Below are 18777 nucleotides of genomic sequence, written 5' to 3'. Positions count from 1 at the left end.
TCCATCGTTCAACGGCTTCCGAAGTTTCCGTTCAACTTCTTTCAATCCGGCCGCGCCCGACGCCGCGGATGTGCGCGAATGCCCTGGTCGGCGCCCGAAAGCCCGCCCCCGGCCCGGATGTGCCCGCAGCCGCGTCACGCACCCCAGATTGACGAATCATGCAGAGCTCTGCATACTCATGCATATCAGCGATGTGGCATGACGACTGCAGCAGGAGGAGAAACCCGTGACCGAGCGCGTCGTACTCGCCTACTCGGGCGGTCTGGACACCTCCGTCGCCATCGGCTGGATCGCCGAGGAGACGGGCGCCGAGGTCATCGCCGTCGCGGTCGACGTCGGCCAGGGCGGCGAGGACCTGGACGTCATCCGCAAGCGCGCGCTCGCCTGCGGTGCCGTCGAGGCCGAGGTCGCGGACGCCCGGGACGAGTTCGCCGAGGAGTACTGCCTCCCGGCGATCAAGGCCAACGCCCTCTACATGGACCGCTACCCGCTGGTCTCCGCGCTTTCCCGGCCGACGATCGTCAAGCACCTCGTCGCCGCCGCCAGGAAGCACGGCGCCGCCACCGTCGCCCACGGCTGCACCGGCAAGGGCAACGACCAGGTCCGTTTCGAGTCCGGCATCGTCGCCCTCGCCCCCGACCTCAAGTGCATCGCCCCCGTCCGTGACTACGCGATGACGCGCGACACGGCGATCGCGTTCTGCGAGGAGAAGAAGCTCCCGATCGCGACCACCAAGAAGTCCCCGTACTCCATCGACCAGAACGTCTTCGGGCGCGCCGTCGAGACCGGCTTCCTGGAGGACATCTGGAACGGCCCGATCGAGGACATCTACGAGTACACGCAGAACCCCGCCACGCCCCGCGAGGCCGACGAAGTGGTCATCTCCTTCAAGGCGGGCGTCCCCGTCGCGATCGACGGCAGGCCCGTCACCGTCCTCCAGGCCATCCAGCAGCTCAACGAACGCGCGGGTGCCCAGGGCATCGGCCGGATCGACATGGTCGAGGACCGCCTGGTCGGCATCAAGTCCCGTGAGGTGTACGAGGCTCCGGGCGCCATCGCCCTGATCACCGCCCACCAGGAACTGGAGAACGTCACCGTCGAACGCGAACTCGCCCGCTACAAGCGGCAGGTCGAGCAGCGCTGGGGCGAACTCGTCTACGACGGCCTGTGGTTCTCCCCGCTCAAGCGCGCCCTGGACGGCTTCATCAACGAGGCCAACCAGCAGGTCGACGGCGACATCCGGATGACCCTCCACGGCGGCCGAGCCGTCGTCACCGGCCGGCGCTCCGAGTCCTCGCTCTACGACTTCAACCTCGCCACCTACGACACCGGCGACACGTTCGACCAGTCCGCGGCCAAGGGCTTCATCGACATCTACAGCCTGTCGTCGAAGATCGCGGCCAAGCGGGACCTGACGTAAGCCAGGTCCGCCCGGCGTGAACCTCACACGCACTAGCGTCTCTGATTGGCCAGAGAGTCTGAGTGTTGCCAGGATGTGAGCCAATCGCCTTCGTGCCCTGGTGCTGAACGGCAGGAGCCGTCAGTCCGCGTGGCACGTCCCTCCGGACGCTGGTCGGTGAGGTCATGTGACCGCACCAAGGAGGGTGCCCGACGTCGCCTGGGCGTAGGGCGTGCACGTGACACTCTGCCATGTGATCGCTACGTTTAGCTAATCTGTTTGGCCGCTTACTCACCCACACCTGAGGAGGCGGCGGCACATCCACACCCTTCGAGGAGCAACGCAAGTGAGCAGCAACAGCGGTGACGTACGGCTCTGGGGCGGCCGTTTCGCCGACGGTCCCGCCGAGGCCCTGGCCAGGCTGTCCGCCTCCGTCCACTTCGACTGGCGGCTCGCGCCGTACGACATCGCCGGTTCGCGTGCCCACGCGCGCGTGTTGCACAAGGCGGGCCTGCTCACCCAGGACGAGCTGACGCGGATGATCGCCGGCCTCGACCAGCTCGAAGCGGATGTCGCCGACGGCTCCTTCGTGGGCACCATCGCCGACGAGGACGTTCACACCGCCCTGGAGCGCGGCCTGCTGGAGCGCCTGGGTCCCGACCTCGGCGGCAAGCTGCGCGCCGGCCGGTCCCGCAACGACCAGGTCGCGACCCTGTTCCGTATGTACCTGCGCGACCACGCCCGCACCGTCGGCGGTCTGATCGCCGAGCTCCAGGACGCCCTGGTCGGCCTGGCCGAGGCCCACCCGGACGTCGCCATGCCGGGCCGCACCCACCTCCAGCACGCCCAGCCGGTGCTCTTCGCCCACCACGTCCTCGCGCACGTCCAGTCGCTGTCCCGGGACGCCGAGCGGCTGCGCCAGTGGGACGAGCGGACGGCCGTGTCGCCGTACGGCTCGGGTGCTCTCGCGGGCTCCTCCCTCGGCCTCGACCCGGAGGCCGTCGCCAAGGACCTCGGCTTCGAGCACGGCAGTTCGGGCAACTCCATCGACGGCACGGCCTCCCGTGACTTCGTCGCCGAGTTCGCCTTCATCACCGCGATGATCGGCGTGAACCTCTCCCGGATCGCCGAGGAGGTCATCATCTGGAACACGAAGGAGTTCTCCTTCGTGACCCTGCACGACGCGTTCTCGACGGGCTCGTCGATCATGCCGCAGAAGAAGAACCCGGACATCGCGGAGCTGGCCCGCGGCAAGAGCGGCCGTCTCATCGGCAACCTCACGGGCCTGATGGCGACCCTCAAGGCCCTGCCCCTGGCCTACAACCGCGACCTCCAGGAGGACAAGGAGCCGGTCTTCGACTCCATCGACCAGCTGGAGGTCCTGCTCCCCGCGTTCACCGGCATGATGGCCACGCTGACCGTCCACCGCGAGCGCATGGAGGAGCTGGCCCCGGCCGGGTTCTCCCTCGCCACCGACATCGCCGAGTGGCTGGTCAAGCAGGGCGTGCCCTTCCGTGTCGCGCACGAGGTCGCCGGCGAGTGCGTCAAGGCCGCCGAGGCCGAGGGCAAGGAGCTGGACGAGCTGACCGACGACCAGTTCGCCAAGATCTCGGCCCATCTGACCCCCGAGGTCCGCTCGGTGCTCAACGTGCCGGGCGCGCTCGCCTCCCGCAACGGACGCGGCGGTACGGCCCCCAGCGCGGTCGCCGTCCAGCTCGCCGAGGTCAAGGCGGACGTGGCGGCGCAGCACGCGTGGGCGACAGCCAAGGCCAAGCCGTAGGGGCGCGGGGCTGTAACAATGTGCGGCTCCGCCGCGTGGGCGCGACAAGCCACGACGGAGCCGCACCCGCCAGAGCCCCGTGCGAACCAGGTTCTGAGGCGGGAGCCGAAAGGTCATCGCGGGTTACGTTGGTCGGTAGCCGTATGGAGCCGACCGAACGGAGCCCGCGATGCCCTTCGCCCGACTGGCCTCAACAACGACCCCCACCTGCCACATCGGACTAGGTCTCGCCGCCGTCGGCCGCCCCGGCTACATCAACCTCGGCCGGGAGGAGGACCTCCCGGCCGAACGCACCGTCGACGCGCTGCGCGCCCGCAGCCACGAACTCCTCGACGCCGCCTACGCCCAGGGCGTCCGCTACTTCGACGTGGCACGCTCCTACGGCCGCGCGGAGGAGTTCCTCGCCGACTGGCTGACGGCCCGCCCCGACGTCGACGACGTCGTGATCGGCAGCAAATGGGGCTACACCTACACCGCGGACTGGCGCACCGACGCGGAGAAGCACGAGGTCAAGGACCACAGCGTCCAGACGTACGAGCGGCAGCGCGCCGAGAGCGAGGCACTCCTCGGTGACAGGCTCGACCTGTACCAGATCCACTCGGTGACCCCGGACAGCCCGGCCCTCACCGACAAGGAGCTCCACGCCAGGCTGGCCGAGGCCGCGGCGCAGGGCACCACGGTCGGCTTCTCCACCAGCGGACCCGCCCAGGCCGAGGCGATCCGCGCCGCGCTCGCCGTGACCGTCGACGGCGAGCCCCTCTTCCGTACCGTGCAGTCCACGTACAACGCCCTGGAGACCTCGGCCGCCCCGGCGCTCGCCGAGGCGCACGAGGCCGGCCTCACCGTGATCGTCAAGGAGGGCATGGCCAACGGGCGCCTGGCCGGACCGCACGCCCCCGACGCGGTCAGGGCCGTCGCCGAACAGGCCGGACTGGGTGCCGACGCGGTCGCCCTCGCCCTCGTGCTGCGCCAGCCGTGGGCGGGTGTCGTGCTGTCCGGCGCGGCGACCGCCGTCCAGCTCGCCTCCAACCTGCACGCCGCCGTCGTCGACCTCGACGACGACCAGCTGGCCCGCCTCGCCGCACTCACTGAGGAACCGGCCGTGTACTGGGAGCGGCGCGGCCGGCTGCCCTGGCACTGAGGTCGACCCGCCCGAAGGGTCATGAGACGCCCATGCCCGCAATGAGACATCAATGTCTCATGTGCGTTATGGTTGTCTCATGGCCCTCGATCGTGACCACGTGCTGCGCAGCGCCGCCGCCCTGCTGACCCGGAAATCCACCGCCACCATGGACGAGGTCGCCAAGGCGGCCGGGATCAGCCGGGCCACGCTGCACCGCCACTTCGCCGGGCGCGACGCCCTCGTCCGGGCGCTCGAGTCGCTCGGCATCGAGGAGTGCGAGTCCGCCCTGGACGCGGCCCGCCTCGACGAGGGACCGGCGTGCGACGCCGTACGGCGCCTCGTCCGGGAGCTCGAACCCGCCGCCGGGCTGCTCGCCTTCCTCTACGGCGAGTACCAGCTGTTCGAGGGCGAGAGCCAGAACGAGGGCTGGGCCCGGCTCGACGCCCGGATCGCCGCGCTGTTCCGGCGCGGCCAGGAGAGCGGCGAGTTCCGTATCGACCTCACCCCCGCCTGGCTCACAGAGGCCCTGTACGGGCTCATCGCCTCCGCCGCCTGGGCCGTACTCGACGGCCGGGTGGCCGGCAAGGACTTCCAGTTCATGATCGTCGAGCTGCTGCTCGGCGGCGCACTACGGAGAGAGGAACCATGACCAGCGCCCTGCGGGCCGCGGCCACGACCGAGGTGGTGAAGCGCCCGGGCCGCTGGCTCGCGCTCGGCGTCCTCGTGCTCGCCGTGCTGCTCGTGGCCGTCGACGCGACCGTCCTCGGTCTCGCCACGCCGTACATCAGCGAGGACCTGAAGCCCTCGGGCACCCAGCTGCTGTGGATCGGCGACGTCTACTCGTTCGTGATCGCGGGCCTGCTCGTCTCCATGGGCAGCCTCGGCGACCGCATCGGCCGCAAGAGGCTGCTGCTGATCGGCGCCACGGCCTTCGGCGCGGTATCCGTGCTCAACGCCTACGCGACGACACCGGAGTTGATGATCCTGGCGCGGGCGCTGCTCGGTGTCGCGGGCGCGACCCTGATGCCCGCCACGCTCGCCCTGATCCGGAACCTCTTCCACGACCCGCGCGAACGCAGCCTCGCCGTCGGCGTCTGGGGCGCCACCGCCTCCGCCGGCGCGGCGGTCGGCCCGGTCGTCGGAGGCTTCCTGCTCGAACACTTCTGGTGGGGCTCGGTCTTTCTGATCAACCTGCCGGTGATGGCCGTTCTCGTCGTCGTCGGCGCCAGGCTGCTGCCCGAGTCGCGCGATCCGGCTCCCGGTCCCTGGGACCTGACCAGCGTCGCGCTGTCGCTCGTCGGCATGATCGGCGTCGTCTACGCGGTGAAGGAGCTTGCGGCCCACGGCCCGTCACCGGGCGCGCTGGGTGCCGCCGCGCTCGGCGCGGGCGCCCTCTACCGGTTCGTCCGGCGTCAACTCACGCTGCCCACACCGCTGCTGGACATGCGGCTGTTCGCCAACCGCGGGTTCTCCGGAGCCGTGCTCGCCGATCTGCTGAGCGTCCTCGGCCTGTCGGGGCTGGTGTTCTTCCTGTCGCAGTATCTGCAACTCGTCCAGGGCATGCGCCCGTTCGAGGCGGGGCTCGCCGAACTGCCCGCCGCCGTCGGCGCGGTGGTGGCCGGACTGGTCGCGGGCTCGTGCGCCCGGAGGTTCTCCGTACGGTCCGTGGTCACGGGCGGACTCGCGGCGGTCGGACTGGCGCTCGCCGCACTCACCCTCCTCGACCGGTCCACCGGCTACCCGCTGATCGGTACCGCGCTGCTGGTGGTCGGTCTCGGGGCGGGCTTCTCGTTCACCGTGACCGCCGACGTGATCCTCTCCAGCGTGCCCAGGGAACAGTCGGGCGCCGCGTCCGCGGTGTCGGAGACCGCGTACGAGTTGGGCGCGGCCCTGGGCATCGCCCTGCTCGGCTCGATCGTCACCGGTGTGTACCGGGGCTTCCCGGCCCCGCCAGGCACCCCGGCCGCGGCGCACGAGTCCCTCGGCGGTGCCGTCGAGGTGGCGTCGGCCCTGCCCGCGGACAGCGCGCACGCGCTCATGGCGGCGGCCCGCGAGGCCTTCGTCGACGGTCTCGCCCTCGCGGCGGGCAGCGGCGCGGCGGTACTGCTGGCAGCGTCGGTGGCGTCCTGGTTCCTGCTGCGCGGGCAACGGTTGGAGGACGGGGCCGAGCACCCCTGAGGGAGGGGGTGTGCCTCTGGCAGAGGGCGCGCCCCTGAGAGCCCACCGACGGAAGCGCCCCTTCAGGGGGCGCTTCATCAGAGGCGCGGGGCTGTGACATTGTGCGGCTCCGCCCCGATGGGTCCCCCTGTTCATGAGGGTTCCCCCGCTCGAGCGAAGCCGAGAACGTGGGGGAGCGACCAGCTACAACGAACCCGCAGCCGACGAACGACCTGCAGTCTCCTGTCCAGCGGAGCGTCAGGCGGCCTCTTTGGCCTTCGTCGCGTACATGTCCACGTACTCCTGTCCCGACAACTGCATGACCTCGGCCATCACGGAGTCGGTCACCGCGCGCAGCACATACCGGTCGCGGTCCATCCCCTCGTACCGAGAGAACTCCATCGCCTCACCGAACCGCACCGTGACCCGCCGGGGCCGCGGCAACCCCGCACCCCCCGGCTGAATCTTGTCCGTGCCGATCATCGCGAACGGCACCACCGGCGCACCGGTCATCAGCGTGAGGCGAGCGATGCCCGTACGCCCGCGGTACAGGCGCCCGTCGGGCGAGCGCGTGCCCTCCGGGTAGATGCCGAACATCCGGCCGTCCTCCAGCACCCGCCGCCCGGTCATCAGCGCCGCGACACCGCCCCGGCCGCCGTCGCGGTCGACGGGGATCATGCCGACTCCGGTGAAGAACCAGGCCATCAGCCGGCCCTTGAACCCCTTGCCGGTGACGTACTCGTCCTTGCCGATGAAGAACACCTGCCGGTGGCACACCAGCGGAAGGATCATAGAGTCGATGAACGTGAGGTGGTTGCCGGCGAGGATCACCGGGCCGTCCCCCGGGATGTGCTCCGCACCTTCCACCCGTGGGCGGAACATCAGACGCATGATCGGTCCGAGCACTGCCTTGATGAGCGCGAAGCGGGACAACGGGCCCTCCGGTGTCAAGGGGTTCGATAGGAGTCTGTGCAGGTGAGGACGATACTCGCGGTTCCCGGGGTCTCGCACATCGGGTTCACGGACTGGATACGTACTGTTGACGTAGTTTTACCTGCGGTTGCGCCCCGATGAGCGTTTCCACGGCGGGGCCGTTCGTGTGACGGAGATCGCGCCGCGTTCTCCGCCGGGTACCCCCGGCCGCCCGGCCCAAGCCGGCGGAGCGTCAACTCATCTGTCCCGCAAGGCATCCGGACGACATCCAGCGTCATCCGGGTGTTCCGTCACGGGTCTCCCGTACGTCATCTCGCGCCACCTACGATCGTCCCGCTTTGACAGGTGCAGGGCGTCTTGTGAAGGAGTGCCGTTATGGGGACGCAGGAGTCGTACGAGCAGCAGGACCGGGGGACGGGGCGGCGGGCGCTGCTCGGGGCCGCGGTGCTCGGTGCGGGCGGAGCGGTTCTCGGGCTGGCCGGCACGGCGGGAGCCGCCGACGCCCGGCCGGCGAGCGGCGGGCTGAAGAGCCTGCCCGTGCCGACGATCATCGGCCACCGCGGGGCCAGCGGCTACCGGCCCGAGCACACGTTCGGCTCCTACCAGCTGGCCCTCGACATGGGTGCCGACATCGTCGAGGCCGGTGACCTGGTGCCCACCAAGGACGGTCACCTCGTCTGCCGCCACGAGCCGGAGATCGGCGGCACCACGGACGTCGCGAGCCGCCCCGAGTTCGCCGGCCGCAGGACCACGAAGATGCTGGACGGCGTCTCCACCACCGGCTGGTTCACCGAGGACTTCACGCTCGCCGAGCTGAAGACGCTGCGCGCCATCGAGCGCATCCCGGCCAACCGCCCGCACAGCACCCTCTACAACGGTCGCTGGGAGATCCCCACCTTCGAAGAGGTCCTGAAGTGGCAGGACGAGCAGACCCGTAAGCGCGGCAAGCAGGTCTGGATCTACCCCGAGCTCAAGCACCCCACCTACTTCCGGGAGCTCGGCCTGGGCCTGGAGGAGCGGGTCGCCAAACTGCTGCGCAAGTACGGCAAGGACAGGCGGAACGCGCCGGTCATCCTGCAGTCCTTCGAGCCGACCAGCGTCCAGCGCCTGAACAAGCTCATCGACAACCCCCTCGTCGTCCTGCTCTCCGGCGCGAACACCCGCCCCTGGGACTTCGTCGTGACGGGCGACCCGCGCACGGTCGCCGACCTGATCAAGCCCCAGGGCCTGCGGGAGATCGCCGGCTACGCCCAGGGCATCGGCCCGACGCTCGACCTGGTCATCCCGAAGGACGCGAGCGGCAACCTCGGCACGCCCACCACGCTCGTCGCCGACGCCCACAAGGTGGGCCTGGTCCTGCACCCGTACACGATGCGCAACGAGAACCCGTTCCTCCCGGCGAACTTCCGCAAGGGAACGGACGCGGACGCCTACGGCGACGCCTTCGGAGCCTTCAAGGCGTACTTCGCCACGGGCATCGACGGCGTCTTCACCGACAACCCGGACACCGGTCTCCTGGCCCGCGAGGATTTCGTCAACGGCTGAGCCACAGGCCCCGTTGGGGTGACAGACGGCCGCTCGGGCAACCCTGCCCCGGGCGGCCGTCGTCGTGCCGGTTGTGACACACGACCTGGTTGCCGCCCTGCGCCCGCTGCTCACCGCCGAGGCCTCGGCCGAGGCGCACGCCTGGGGAGCCGAGCCGGGCGACCTGGAACAGGCGGTCTGGCTCCGCCTCCTGGAGCGCCTCGACGCGGAGGGGCCACCCGAGGACCCGCAGGGGTGGCTGCGCCGGGCCGTCCGCTCCGAGGTGCGCCGCACCCGCCGTACGACCCGCAGGGAACGGCGGTACGGCGAGTGCGACGAGCCCGCCGACGACCGCGACCACGGCCCCGAGCAACTGGCCCTCAACGCCGCCCGCCGCCGGGCGCTTCACGCGGCGGTGCGCCGACTGCCGGGGCGTTGTCCCCGGCTGCTCGCGGCGCTCCTGTCTCCCCAGGACCTTACGTACCGTGAGATCGCGGGTGAGTTGGGTATCTCACAGGGGAGCCTTGGGCCGGAACGTTCCAGATGTCTGGGATGTCTGCGTCGTTTGCTCGCTGCGGAGGTTGCGGCCCGCGAACCGCGGGGATAGGAGTGGGGGACAACAGGCGACAGGTGAGCGGGAGGCGTGCACACATGGGCATGAGCGTGACCATCTCCGTGGCGACCGAGCAGGATGCCGAGCAGATCTTCAGGCTGCAGTACCTGTGCTTTCAGAGTGAAGCCGCGCTGTACGGCAACTACCGCATCGAGCCGCTCGTCCAGCCTCTCGAATCGGTCCGTGAAGCGGTCGCCGCGGACTGCGTGTTCGTGGCCCGACTGGGTGACGAGGTGGTCGGCTCCGTCCACGGCAGCATCGACGAGGACGGCGCCGCGTCCATCGGCAAGCTCTGCGTCCATCCGCGCCTCCAGGGCCACGGGATAGGCGCCCGGCTCCTCCGCGCGGCAGAATCCGCCCTCGCCGAGGAGCGCGGCGCCACGAGGTTCCGCCTCCACACGGGTCACCGCAGCGAAGGGAACCTGCGGCTGTACCGGCGGGTGGGATACGAGACGGTGGGCACGTCGAAGGGCGAGGACGGGGTCCCGATGATCGTCCTGGAGAAGACGGCCCCTGCGGGGAGCTACGCGGCGACGGCGTAAGGTCGCGCTTCCTACCGCGCACCCTTCCGCAACCAGTACACGGCGGAAAGCGGCAGCAGTACGGGAATGAACAGGTATCCCATCCCGTAGTCCGACCACACGGTCGCGTCCGGGAACGCGGACGGCTCCACGAGCGTCCACGTCCCCACGACCAGCACGCCCAACAGCTCGGCGGCGCAGCACACGAGTGCCGCCTTGCGGGCGGTCTCCCCTCCCCGCACCAGTGAGTACGTGATGAACCCGTACACCAGGCCGGCCACCGCGGACAGCGAGTACGCGAGTGGCGCATGCTCGAACTCCGTGGAGATCTGCACCGCGGAGCGCGACACCGCACCGACGACCATCACGCCGTACAGCCAGACCAGCAGCATGCCCGGCCCCTTGATGAGCCGCGTTCGCTCCCCGGCCTCCTCGGAGGTCGCCATCTCAGCCTCCCCAGATGTCGTAGAGCCGTACTTGGAGCACGGCGAGCACCACGCCGCCGGCCGCGACGGTCACGCTGCCCCAGCGCGTGCGTTCGGCGAGTGACATGAAACCGGCCACGGGAACGCAGGCCAGCGCCCCGAGCAGATACGCCACGAAGATCGTGGTGCCCTGGTCCGGCTTCTCGCCGCGGGCCAACTGCACGATCCCGACCACCAGCTGCACCACGGCCAGCACCGACACCACGGCCATCCCGATGAAGTGCCAGTCCTTGGTCGGCTGGTCGCGATACGCGGCCCAGCCGCACCAGGCAGCGAGCAGCAGCGCGGCAACGGCGGTCGCCACCGTCAGGGCATCAAGCATGCCGTGACCCTATTACGGGCCAAAAGCCCTCACGCCCTCGCCCCCGGCCTCCCCGCCGCGGGGCTCGCCACCGGCGTGACCACCGTGGCGTTGACCACAACCCGGCGGACCCCCACGCAGCCCACCGACCCCGCGGACCAGGGACGATGGCCCGGAGCGCGCTGTCCATCACTGTCCATCATGCGGACAAGGAGTGCCGTGTCAGGACCATGGGTCTGGTTTACTGATCGCATGACCACGACGAGCTGCCGCATCCCTGCGACCGAGGCGACCCTGACGCCCGGTGCTCGTTGTCTGTGTCGAATGTGCGCCTTCTAGAGGGCCCCCGCACCAGTCCTGAGACTCGCGCCCCGAAGCGAGCCGCTGCGGCATGTCCGTGCGCCGTTCGCCGTACGTGACTCAAGCCGCCCGCGCGCACCTCACCCCTCCGTGCCCGGGCACACCCACGCCCGCGCACTCGACAGTGATGGAAACCCCCAGTGATCACCACATCAGGCCTCACCAAGGTCTACCGCTCACGCGGCCGTGAGGTCACCGCCCTCGACGGCGTCGACCTGCACGTACGGGAAGGCGAGGTGTACGGCGTCATCGGCCAGTCGGGCGCCGGCAAGTCCTCGCTGATCCGCTGCGTCAATCTGCTGGAACGGCCCACCGCCGGGACGGTCACCGTCGCCGGGCGGGACCTCACGGCCCTGGCCGGGCGCGGCCCGCGGGCCGGCCGGGAACTCCGCGCGGCGCGCAGCCGGATCGGCATGGTCTTCCAGCACTTCAACCTGCTGTCCTCGCGCACCGTCCAGGACAACGTGGAGCTGCCGCTGGAAATCCTCGGCAGGTCGGGGAAGGAACGTTCCCGCAAGGCGCTCGAACTCCTCGACCTCGTCGGCCTCGCCGATCAGGCCAAGGCGTACCCGGCCCAGCTCTCCGGCGGCCAGAAGCAGCGCGTCGGCATCGCCCGCGCCCTCGCCGGCGACCCGAAGGTGCTCCTCTCCGACGAGGCGACCAGCGCCCTCGACCCGGAGACCACGCGATCCATCCTCCAGCTGCTGCGCGACCTGAACCAGCAGCTGGGCCTGACCGTCCTGCTCATCACGCACGAGATGGACGTCGTCAAGTCGGTCTGCGACTCCGCGGCCCTCATGGAGCAGGGCCGCATCGTCGAGTCCGGCACGGTCACTGAACTCCTCGCGACCCCCGGCTCCGAACTGGCCGCGGCCCTCTTCCCGGTCAGCGGGAACATCTCCGGGGACGACCGCACCGTCATCGACGTCACCTTCCACGGCGAGGCGGCCACACAGCCCGTGATCTCCCAGCTCGCGCGCACCTACAACATCGACATCTCGATCCTCGGCGCGGCCATCGACACCGTCGCCGGAAAGCAGATCGGCCGTATGCGCGTCGAACTCCCCGGCCGCTACGAGGACAACGTCGTACCGATCGGCTTCCTGCGTGAACAGGGCCTCCAGATCGACGTCCTGGGCCGCGAACAGGAGCCCGCACTGGTGAAGGAAGGTGCCGTCGAATGACCTGGTCGGAGATGCAGCCCCTGCTGGAGCAGGCCTGTTGGGACACCCTCTACATGGTCGGCTGGTCCACGCTCATCGCGGTCGTCGGCGGCCTCCCGCTCGGCGTGCTGCTCGTGCTCACCGACCGCGGTGAACTCCTTCAGAATGTCGTGGCCAACAAGGTCATCGGGCAGGTCGTGAACGTGACCCGCTCGCTGCCGTTCATCATCCTGATGGTCGCGCTGATGACCTTCACGCGCTGGATCACGGGGACGACCATCGGCCGTGAGGCCGCCATCGTGCCGCTCGCCATCGGGGCCATCCCCTTCTTCGCACGCCTCGTCGAGACGTCCGTCCGCGAAGTGGACCACGGGCTCGTCGAGGCCGTGCAGGCCATGGGCGGCAACACCTGGACGATCGTCCGCAAGGTCCTCGTACCGGAGTCCCTGCCCTCCCTGATCTCCGGCACCACCACCACGATCGTCGCCCTCATCGGCTACTCGGCGATGGCGGGCACGGTCGGCGCGGGCGGCCTCGGCGACATCGCCATCCGCTACGGCTACCAGCGCTTCGAGACCGAGCTCATGTGGATCACCGTGGCGATCCTCGCCGTCGTCATCTCACTCATCCAGTTCGCCGGTGACTACGCGGCCCGCGGGCTGCACCGGCGCAGCGGGCGCTCGGGCCCCGCCCCGAAGCTGCGCCTGCTCAAGGTCAGGGAACCCGCGACCGCGGACACCGGCAAGGCCGCCTGAGATCCCACCTCGGACCCCCCGTTCGCCCACCCGTCGCCCGACCGCCACCCCTCAACGACAGCGCTGCGCGCCGACCCCCTTTGAATTCGGGGTCGTACCACCCCAAAAGGAAAGGCACTTTTCGTGCGTAACACCGCCAAGCTCACCACCGCCGTCGTCGCCGTAGGAGCCCTCACTCTCGGGCTCACCGCCTGCGGCGCGGACAAGGACTCCGGCTCCGCCGACGGCCCGCTGATCGTCGCCGCGAGCCCCACCCCGCATGCCGAGATCCTCAACTACGTCAAGGACAACCTGGCGAAGAAGGCGGGCCTCGACCTGGAGGTCAAGGAGTTCACCGACTACGTCACGCCGAACACGGCGACGGAGGACGGCTCCGTGGGCGCCAACTACTTCCAGAACCAGCCGTACCTCGACGACTTCAACAAGAAGAACGGCACCCACATCGTGCCCGTCGTCACGGTCCACCTGGAGCCCCTCGGCCTCTACTCGAACAAGGTCGAGAAGGTCGGCGCCCTCAAGAGCGGTGCGACCATCGCCGTCCCGAACGACACCGTCAACGAGGCGCGCGCCCTGAAGCTGCTCGCCGCGAACGGTCTCATCACCCTCAAGGACGGCGCGGACAACTCGGCGACCCCCGCGGACATCGCCGAGAACCCCAAGAACCTCAAGTTCAAGGAGCTGGAGGCGGCCCAGACCCCCCGCTCCCTGGACGACGTGGACGCCGCCGTCGTCAACGGCAACTACGCCATCGAGGCCGACCTGAAGCCCGCCGAGGACGCGCTCGTCCTGGAGTCCCCGAAGAACAACCCCTACGGCAACTTCCTCGCCGTCAAGGAGGGCAACGAGAAGGACCCGCGCGTCACGAAGCTCGCCAAGCTGCTCACCTCCCCCGAGGTGAAGAAGTTCATCGAGGACAAGTACGCCGGTTCGGTCCTTCCGTCGTTCTGAGTCACCCGCCACCTCCGGCACACGCACCACGTCACCGCACGGGGTCCGCTCCTCACCGGGAGTGGACCCCGCGCGTGCGGTTCAGTGCTTTCATGCTGCATGCTGGGCAGTTCAGCAGGCCCGAAGGTTTCCGAAGTTACGGAGCGGCGCATGACTACCACCTTCCCCGACATCTCCATCAGCACGGAGCGGTTGGTGCTGCGCCCCTTCGACGAGGACGACGTCCCCGCCCTGGCCGAGATGATGAACGACGAGCAGGTCATGGCCTGGACGGACGTCCCCCAGCCCTTCACCGAGGACGGCGCCCGCACCTGGATCACCGAGTACGCCCCCGGTGAACGCACCGGGGGCCGCGGACTCGACCTCGCCGTCACCGAGTTCCTGACCCAGCGACTGGTCGGCCTCATCCAGTTGACCAAGACCAACTGGCACGTGCGGTCCACCGAACTCCTGTACGTCATCGCGCCCTGGGCGCGGGGCGAGGGCTACGCCTCCGAAGCGGCGCTCGCCACCGCCCGATGGCTGTTCCGGGACCAGAAGTTCGAGCGCATCGAGCTCCGTACGGCCGCTGACAACACCGCCTCCCAGCAGGTGGCCCAGAAGATCGGCTGCATCAGCGAGGGCGTCCTGCGCAACGCGTGCATAGCGCGTGCCCGCACCGAGGAGGGCTGGGCAGAGATCCGCACCGACTACATCGTCTGGAGCCTCCTCCCCGAGGACCTCGAAGGCGTCAGCGAGGAACTGGCCGACTCCGGCGGCTTCACCTCGTACTCGATCTGGAACTGACCCCTCGGCCCCCCTGTCGACCCCTGGGCATCGCCCGCCACGGCACGACGACGGCCCCACGCGCCACCGCCGGCGCGACGCGCTCGGGCTCTCCCGGCCAGGCCCCTCCGGTACTCCCCGGCCCTCTGCCGTACGACCGGCGCGGCGCCCCCGGGCCCGACCAGGTACCCTCACGGAGCCCGTTGTCCGGGCTGCCCCTGACAACCTGCGCGAACCCTGGAGACTGACGACGATGGCCGACCGGGTCACGGTGATCGGCTGGGACGGCTCGCCGCTGACCGCCGCGGCGCGCTCCGCCCTCGGTGCCGCCACGCTCGTGGCCGGCGCGGCCCACCACCTGGCGCTCGACGAAGTGCCCCCGCATGCCGAGCGCATCCGCCTCGGCAGCGTCGCCCTCGCCGCCCGCCGTATCGCCGGCCACCGAGGCACCGCCGTCGTCCTCGCCGACGGGGACCCCGGCTTCTTCGGAGTCGTTCGCACCCTGCGGGCGCCCGAGTACGGCCTGGAGGTCGAAGTCGTCCCCGCTGTCTCGTCCGTCGCCGCCGCCTTCGCGCGCGCGGGGATGCCCTGGGACGACGCACAGGTGGTCGTGGCACACCGGCGTACCCTGCGCCGTGCGGTGAACGTATGCCGCGCCCACACCAAGGTCGCCGTCCTCACCTCGCCCGGTGCGGGACCCGCCGAACTCGGCCTGCTCCTCGACGGAATCCACCGCACCTTCGTCATCTGCGAGGAACTCGGCACCGAACGCGAACGGGTCACCATCCTGACCTCCGACAAGGCGGCCGACCACACCTGGCGCGACCCCAACGTCGTCATCGTCATGGGCGGCCCGGTCACCGCCGGCGAGGGCGGCGGCTGGATCGCCGGACGCGACCCCGCTGCCGGACCGCGCGGCTGGGCGCTGCCCGCCGACGAGTACGGCGGCGAACTGGGCGAGGGCGAGACCGATCTGCTGCGCGCGGCCCAACTCGCCCGCCTCGGCCCGCGCGTGGGCGACCTCGTGTGGGACATCGGCTGCGGCAGCGGCGCTTTCGCGACCGAGGCCGCACGCTGCGGTGCCGCCGTCATCGCCGTCGACCGCACCCCCTACGCCTGCGGCCGCACGACCCTCGCGGCACGACGCTTCGGCGTCCAACTCCAAGTGGTGCACGGCACCGCGCCGCACATCCTGGAGAACCTCCCCGAACCCGACGTCGTCCGCGTCGGCGGCGGCGGAGCGCGCGTCGTCTCCGCGGTTGCCGACCGCCGCCCGCAGCGCATCGTCACGCACGCGGCCACCCGCGATGCCGCCGAACTCATCGGCAGGGACCTCACCGAGCACGGATACGAGGTCCAGTGCGCCCTCGTGCAGTCCGTCGAACTCGACACGCGGGCCTGGGCGGAGAAGGAGCGGAGCGTTGCGTTCCTGCTCACAGGGGAACTCGCGCGGCGCGAAACCCCTCGCTGAGGAGTGGCGTCGGGTGGCGAACGGGCGGCCGTGCGGACGTTCCCAGTGATCCTGTTGTCGTACCGGCGAGGTAGGCTGGCGGATCGTTGTACTGCACTCGGGCGGTAGGTGCTTCGTAGTCCAATGTCCGGAAAGCGCGCCCGGTTTGGGGCGGGTCGTGGTACGGCGGAACGGGAGGGCGCGCAACGTGGCGCAGGCCACAGCGGGCCATTGCGGATCAAGCTGCCGCGACGGCGGGACGACCGCGACAATGCCATGTGGAATGGCTTTGTCGACTTGCGGGCGGATCGTCTCGTGCCGCTGAGCACGCACGCTCGTTCTCCACTGTGGGGCGGTCGGTGCGCCGTTCCGAGCCAGCTGGCGAAGAGCACTAACGGATGGGCGAGGGGTTACGCATGACCGACACCGGCCAGGTCCCGGCCGAGGGGCTGCCGGAGAACGCAGGCATGGTGGAGCAACCGGGCGTCCACGCGCCGGGTGCGTACACCTACCTCTCCGAGACCGCCGCCGTGGACGATGAGCTGCTGCTGCCGGGCGCGCAGGGCGCGTGGGGCCACGAAGCGACCCCACCGGTCCCGGAGTCCGTCGTCCAGGTCGTCCACGAGCCGGGCCCGCACGAGATGGACGGCCGGGACACCGGTGCCGTCGACGTGAGTGCCGTCCGTGCGCCCGGTCCGAGCGCCGTCGCCCCCGAGACACCCGAGGCGCCCGCTGTCGCGACCGCGTCAGGTCCCCGCCGCGCGCCGGTCGCCACGCCCGTGCCGCAGTCGCCGGTGGCCCGCCGCCCGCTGCATCTCGGCCCGCCGACCCCGGGCGGCTCCCCCAGCCCGGTCCGCTCCCTCGCCGACCGGGGCCCGGCCGGTGCCCCGGTCCCGCCCGGCGCGGTCCGCCAGGCCGGGTCGCCCGCGATGGGTCCGGAGTATCTCGACGTGCCGCAGCACGCGGAGGCCGCACCTCGGGCCGCGTCGCCCTGGGTGGCCGTACCGGTGACCTCCTCGCTGGCCACCGGGTTTCCGCAGGCTTCGGCAGGCGTGGAAACGGTGCCGTCCGCTGCGGCGCCTGTCGGGAGCGCGGCCGGTGGAGCCGTGCCCGGGGACGGGACGGGAGCAGAAACGGTCGTCCCGGCAGGCGGGCAGACAGCGGGTACGGCGTCGCCGGCAGCGCCCGCCCCCGCCGTGAGGGGGGAGGTGCTCTCGCCCCAGGTCCCCGAGGCCGTACACAACCCCGAGGCCCTGCACGCGCTGGACGGCTCCCTGGATCCCTCGGCCCCCGACCCGAGCGCGTTCCCGGTGGCCGAGGCCCCGCAGGTGTTCGACGGTGCGGCTCCGGCCGCCGAGACGCCGGCGCAGGTGCCGGCCGAACAGCCGACGGAGACGGAGCCCGTCGCGGCAGTCGAGGAGCAGCCGGCCCCGCAGGACCAGCCGGCCCCGCAGGACCAGCAGGCCGCCGTTGAGGACCAGCCTGCCGCCGTCCAGGACCAGGTGGTTGTGCAGGAACAGATTGTCGTGCAGGACCAGGTGGTGGCGCCCCAGCCGGTGCCTGACCCGCAGCCTGCGCAGGAGGCGCCTGCCGCCCAGGCGACGCCTGGAGACGAGGCGACGGAGACGGGCGTGGAGGGCATCCCGAGCGCGCCACAGCCGCAGCTCGCGGAGCAGGGCCCTCAACTCGCCGTTCAGGCCGATCACATGCTGGACGCCGTGTCCCAGGTTCCGGACACGGACTCCCAGGACGCGACCGGCCACGCCGTGGACCCCGTGACCCAGCCGGAGACTCCGCACGCGGGGCCCGCGCCGCAGGTGGAGACCGTGCCCCAGGCGGAGGCAGCCCTGCAGCCGCTCGACGCCGAGGCCGTGCCCGCTCCGGAGGAGCCGCTGCCCGCGCCCGTCGCGCCGGAGCAGCCCGTCCAGGACACCGCGCCCACTCAGCAGCCCCTGCCTGACCAGGAGTTGGCCCCCGCCGAGGAACAGGCCCCCTTGGCCGAACCCACCGCCTCCGAGCCGCTCCACGCGGCGCCGGACGAAGTGACCGCGCAGGCCGAGGCGCCTGAGCAGCATGCCGTGGACCAGGCACCGCCCGGCGGGCAGTTCGTCCCCGTCGAGGAGCAGCCCGCACAGGCTCCGGAGACGGAGGCCCCGGCAGCGGTCGACGAGCAGGCCGAGCCCGTGCCCGCACAGGACGAGGCCCCCGACGTCGTACAGGCTCCGGAGGGCACCCAGCTCCCGGAGAACGCCCAGCCCCCCTTCGCCCCCGTGCCCACCACGCCGTCACCTGAGGACGCCCCGGCCGTCGCAGAGCCCACGGCACCCATGACGGCCGAGGAGCCGCCTCCGGCAACCGAGCCGCCCGCGGCAACCGCGGAGGACGCGCTTCCCCCGACCGAACCGGAATCACACACCTCCACCGAGCCGGAACCTCAGACCTCGACCGAGCCCGAACCCCAGACCCCGACCGAGCCGGAGCCTGTCTCTTATACACATCT

At 70.8% G+C, this 18777-nt stretch carries 16 protein-coding genes and 1 pseudogene; 14 read left to right on the top strand and 3 right to left on the bottom strand.

Translation table 11 applies throughout. The features are described from left to right. The first annotated feature begins 226 nt into the window (after positions 1 to 226). The 5 genes from FPZ41_RS09075 (at position 227) to FPZ41_RS09055 (ending at position 6480) form a co-directional block, all read left to right on the top strand. Positions 227 to 1420 (top strand): argininosuccinate synthase, encoded by a 1194-nt coding sequence (locus FPZ41_RS09075; RefSeq protein ID WP_322619994.1) that lies wholly within the window; start codon positions 227 to 229, stop codon positions 1418 to 1420. A 325-nt stretch (positions 1421 to 1745) separates the two neighbouring features. Beyond that, positions 1746 to 3179 (top strand): argininosuccinate lyase, encoded by a 1434-nt coding sequence (argH, locus tag FPZ41_RS09070; RefSeq protein ID WP_322619993.1) that lies wholly within the window; start codon positions 1746 to 1748, stop codon positions 3177 to 3179. A 169-nt stretch (positions 3180 to 3348) separates the two neighbouring features. Then, positions 3349 to 4320, top strand: coding sequence for an aldo/keto reductase (locus FPZ41_RS09065; RefSeq protein ID WP_152860844.1), 972 nt, complete (start codon positions 3349 to 3351; stop codon positions 4318 to 4320). Positions 4321 to 4399: 79 nt separating this feature from the next. After that, the gene (locus FPZ41_RS09060; protein ID WP_228022615.1) at positions 4400 to 4951 is read left to right on the top strand and encodes a TetR/AcrR family transcriptional regulator; all 552 of its coding nucleotides are present in this window, start codon (positions 4400 to 4402) and stop codon (positions 4949 to 4951) included. Next, positions 4948 to 6480: an MFS transporter gene (locus FPZ41_RS09055; RefSeq protein ID WP_152860838.1), complete on the top strand. Its 1533-nt coding sequence runs from the start codon at positions 4948 to 4950 to the stop codon at positions 6478 to 6480. Before FPZ41_RS09060 ends, FPZ41_RS09055 begins: the two co-directional genes overlap by 4 nt. A gap of 237 nt (positions 6481 to 6717) precedes the next feature. On the opposite strand, the gene FPZ41_RS09050 is transcribed toward FPZ41_RS09055, so the two are convergent. Next, positions 6718 to 7392, bottom strand: coding sequence for a lysophospholipid acyltransferase family protein (locus FPZ41_RS09050; RefSeq protein ID WP_152860836.1), 675 nt, complete (start codon positions 7390 to 7392; stop codon positions 6718 to 6720). A gap of 375 nt (positions 7393 to 7767) precedes the next feature. Between FPZ41_RS09050 and FPZ41_RS09045 the strand changes: the two genes are divergently transcribed. From FPZ41_RS09045 to FPZ41_RS09035, 3 genes are all read left to right on the top strand, one after another. Next, positions 7768 to 8937, top strand: coding sequence for a glycerophosphodiester phosphodiesterase (locus FPZ41_RS09045; RefSeq protein WP_152860834.1), 1170 nt, complete (start codon positions 7768 to 7770; stop codon positions 8935 to 8937). A 73-nt stretch (positions 8938 to 9010) separates the two neighbouring features. Beyond that, a complete protein-coding gene (locus tag FPZ41_RS09040) occupies positions 9011 to 9523 on the top strand; it encodes a sigma-70 family RNA polymerase sigma factor (RefSeq protein WP_322619992.1) in 513 nt (170 codons plus the stop codon). A 44-nt stretch (positions 9524 to 9567) separates the two neighbouring features. After that, positions 9568 to 10071: a GNAT family N-acetyltransferase gene (locus FPZ41_RS09035; protein WP_152860831.1), complete on the top strand. Its 504-nt coding sequence runs from the start codon at positions 9568 to 9570 to the stop codon at positions 10069 to 10071. Between the two features lie 11 nt (positions 10072 to 10082). Here FPZ41_RS09035 and FPZ41_RS09030 read toward each other — a convergent pair whose 3' ends face one another. Beyond that, positions 10083 to 10496: a hypothetical protein gene (locus FPZ41_RS09030; RefSeq protein ID WP_152860829.1), complete on the bottom strand. Its 414-nt coding sequence runs from the start codon at positions 10494 to 10496 to the stop codon at positions 10083 to 10085. Position 10497: 1 nt separating this feature from the next. After that, the gene (locus tag FPZ41_RS09025) at positions 10498 to 10857 is read right to left on the bottom strand and encodes a hypothetical protein (protein WP_131568339.1); all 360 of its coding nucleotides are present in this window, start codon (positions 10855 to 10857) and stop codon (positions 10498 to 10500) included. A 479-nt stretch (positions 10858 to 11336) separates the two neighbouring features. On the opposite strand from FPZ41_RS09025, the gene FPZ41_RS09020 reads away from it, so the two are divergent. The 6 genes and pseudogenes from FPZ41_RS09020 to FPZ41_RS08995 form a co-directional block, all read left to right on the top strand. Next, a complete protein-coding gene (locus tag FPZ41_RS09020) occupies positions 11337 to 12380 on the top strand; it encodes a methionine ABC transporter ATP-binding protein (RefSeq protein ID WP_322619991.1) in 1044 nt (347 codons plus the stop codon). After that, positions 12377 to 13114, top strand: a complete 738-nt coding sequence (locus FPZ41_RS09015; protein ID WP_152860827.1) for a methionine ABC transporter permease — start codon at positions 12377 to 12379, stop codon at positions 13112 to 13114. The genes FPZ41_RS09020 and FPZ41_RS09015 overlap by 4 nt, the downstream gene beginning before the upstream one ends. A gap of 123 nt (positions 13115 to 13237) precedes the next feature. Beyond that, positions 13238 to 14062, top strand: coding sequence for a MetQ/NlpA family ABC transporter substrate-binding protein (locus FPZ41_RS09010; protein ID WP_322619990.1), 825 nt, complete (start codon positions 13238 to 13240; stop codon positions 14060 to 14062). Between the two features lie 150 nt (positions 14063 to 14212). Next, complete coding sequence (locus FPZ41_RS09005; protein WP_152860825.1) at positions 14213 to 14848, top strand: GNAT family N-acetyltransferase; 636 nt, start codon at positions 14213 to 14215, stop codon at positions 14846 to 14848. 232 nt (positions 14849 to 15080) lie between these two features. Continuing rightward, positions 15081 to 16298 (top strand): precorrin-6y C5,15-methyltransferase (decarboxylating) subunit CbiE, encoded by a 1218-nt coding sequence (gene cbiE / locus FPZ41_RS09000; protein ID WP_152860823.1) that lies wholly within the window; start codon positions 15081 to 15083, stop codon positions 16296 to 16298. A gap of 395 nt (positions 16299 to 16693) precedes the next feature. Further along, positions 16694 to 18777 (top strand): annotated as a pseudogene (locus tag FPZ41_RS08995) (hypothetical protein); the annotation flags it as partial.

Source organism: Streptomyces acidicola (assembly GCF_009377235.1).
Taxonomy (GTDB): domain Bacteria; phylum Actinomycetota; class Actinomycetes; order Streptomycetales; family Streptomycetaceae; genus Streptomyces; species Streptomyces acidicola.
This window is presented reverse-complemented; position numbering and strand designations above follow the sequence as displayed.

What these genes read in the sequence shown, in the direction of transcription:
- FPZ41_RS09025 (WP_131568339.1), bottom strand. Translation starts at nt 10,857, where the DNA reads ATGCTTGATGCCCTGACGGTGGCGACCGCCGTTGCCGCGCTGCTGCTC.
- FPZ41_RS09035 (WP_152860831.1), top strand. Translation starts at nt 9,568, where the DNA reads ATGGGCATGAGCGTGACCATCTCCGTGGCGACCGAGCAGGATGCCGAG.
- FPZ41_RS09060 (WP_228022615.1), top strand. Translation starts at nt 4,400, where the DNA reads ATGGCCCTCGATCGTGACCACGTGCTGCGCAGCGCCGCCGCCCTGCTG.
- FPZ41_RS09065 (WP_152860844.1), top strand. Translation starts at nt 3,349, where the DNA reads ATGCCCTTCGCCCGACTGGCCTCAACAACGACCCCCACCTGCCACATC.
- FPZ41_RS09055 (WP_152860838.1), top strand. Translation starts at nt 4,948, where the DNA reads ATGACCAGCGCCCTGCGGGCCGCGGCCACGACCGAGGTGGTGAAGCGC.
- FPZ41_RS09005 (WP_152860825.1), top strand. Translation starts at nt 14,213, where the DNA reads ATGACTACCACCTTCCCCGACATCTCCATCAGCACGGAGCGGTTGGTG.
- FPZ41_RS09045 (WP_152860834.1), top strand. Translation starts at nt 7,768, where the DNA reads ATGGGGACGCAGGAGTCGTACGAGCAGCAGGACCGGGGGACGGGGCGG.
- FPZ41_RS09030 (WP_152860829.1), bottom strand. Translation starts at nt 10,496, where the DNA reads ATGGCGACCTCCGAGGAGGCCGGGGAGCGAACGCGGCTCATCAAGGGG.
- FPZ41_RS09015 (WP_152860827.1), top strand. Translation starts at nt 12,377, where the DNA reads ATGACCTGGTCGGAGATGCAGCCCCTGCTGGAGCAGGCCTGTTGGGAC.
- cbiE (WP_152860823.1), top strand. Translation starts at nt 15,081, where the DNA reads ATGGCCGACCGGGTCACGGTGATCGGCTGGGACGGCTCGCCGCTGACC.